The organism is Streptomyces sp. BE303 (genome assembly GCF_036290945.1).
Taxonomy (GTDB): Bacteria; Actinomycetota; Actinomycetes; order Streptomycetales; family Streptomycetaceae; genus Kitasatospora.
Map to the genome: position 1 here is coordinate 1 of NZ_JAQYWZ010000077.1, position 1,535 is coordinate 1,535.

Below are 1,535 nucleotides of genomic sequence, written 5' to 3' on the forward strand. Positions count from 1 at the left end.
CCTTGCCCCGGATCACCCGGTCCAGATGCGCCTCGTCCGCGTCGACCAGCGCCACGTCCTCGCCCACACCGGCCGCGTGCACGACCGCGTCGACCCGACCGACCACGGCCAGCAACGCCTCCACCGCGGACCGATCCGCCAGATCACACGCATGGATCTCCGCCATCGGCAGCTCCGCCAACAACTCCGCCGCCCCGGGCGCCTGAGATCCACGCCGGGAGAGCAGCACCAACCGCTCCGCACCGTTCGCCGCCGCCCACCGCGCCACCTCGACGCCCAGACCACCCGTCCCACCGGCGATCAACACCGTGCCCCGAGGCTTCCAGACCGACCCGGAACCCACCGGCGCATGCTCCAAGCGCCGCACCAGCACACCGCCGCCACGAACGGCGACCTGGTCCTCCGCACCCAGCGCACCACCCAGGACAGCAGCAACACGACCCGCCGCCCGGCGGTCCAACTCGACCGGCAGATCGAGCAGACCGCCCCACATCCCGGGGTGCTCCAACCCCACCGCCCGGCCGAAGCCCCACAGCTGCGCCTGGTCGACGTCCACCGCGCCGTCCGCCCGGCCGGTGACCACGGCACCCCGCGTCACCAGCCACAACGCGGCCCCGGACCCGGCAGTCGCCATCGTCCGGACCAGTGCCAGCGCCTCGTTCACGGACCCCGGCGCCGCCAGGACGCCGACGACGTCCAGGCCACACAGGCGGGTGTCCAGCTCCGCCGTCGAACCCGCCGGCACCGAAAGGACCTTGGCGCCGTGCTGTTCCAGCGCGTCGGCCAACGGGACATCGCCGACCAGGATCCAGGTACCTCCCGCGAGGGACACAGCCCCGGGTTCCGGCAGCGGCTCCCACGTGACGTGGTAGCGCCAGCCGTCCAGGAGCGAACGCTCCCGCCCCTGCGCGCGCCAGGAGGTCAGCGCGGGCAGGACACCTTCCAGGTCGGCCTCCGCGACGCCGAGCTGCGCGGCGAGGCCGGGCAGGTCGCCCTGCTCGATCCGGTCCCAGAAACCCGCCTCGACAGCGTCGACCACCGGGGGCCTGAATTCGAGCCAGTACTCCTGGCGTTGGAAGGCGTAGGTCGGCAGCTCGGCCGGTCGGACGCCGGTGAAGAAGGGCGACCAGTCGACCGGGACGCCGTTGACGTGCAGGGTCGCGAGTGCCGTCAGTGCGGTGGTCGCTTCGTCACGGTCGCGGCGCAGCAGCGGCGCGGTGACGGCGTCGGGCTGCTGGACGAGCGCGGACAGGACCGCATCCGGGCCGAGCTCGACGTAGGTGGTGACGCCGTCGAGCGCCGCGAGGGCCGCGAGGGCATCGGCGAACCGGACGGGCTTGCGGACCTGGTCGACCCAGTACTCCGGGTCCGACCACTGCCCGACACCGACCGGGCGGCCCGTCACCGACGACACCGCCGGGACCGAAGGCTCGGAGAAGGACAACCCACGCACCACGGCGCGGAAGTCCTCCAACATCGGCTCCATCAACCGCGAATGGAAGGCGTGACTGGTCCGCAGACGGCTGGACTTCCAA

1 protein-coding gene is annotated in these 1,535 nt (G+C 72.7%); it reads right to left on the reverse strand.

Going from position 1 to position 1,535, the window contains the following annotated elements; all coding sequences use genetic code 11:
- The coding region (locus tag PUR56_RS00270) for an SDR family NAD(P)-dependent oxidoreductase (RefSeq protein ID WP_329947344.1) at positions 1 to 1,486 on the reverse strand (1,486 nt) is incomplete at its 3' end.
- Positions 1,487 to 1,535 lie beyond the last annotated feature (49 nt).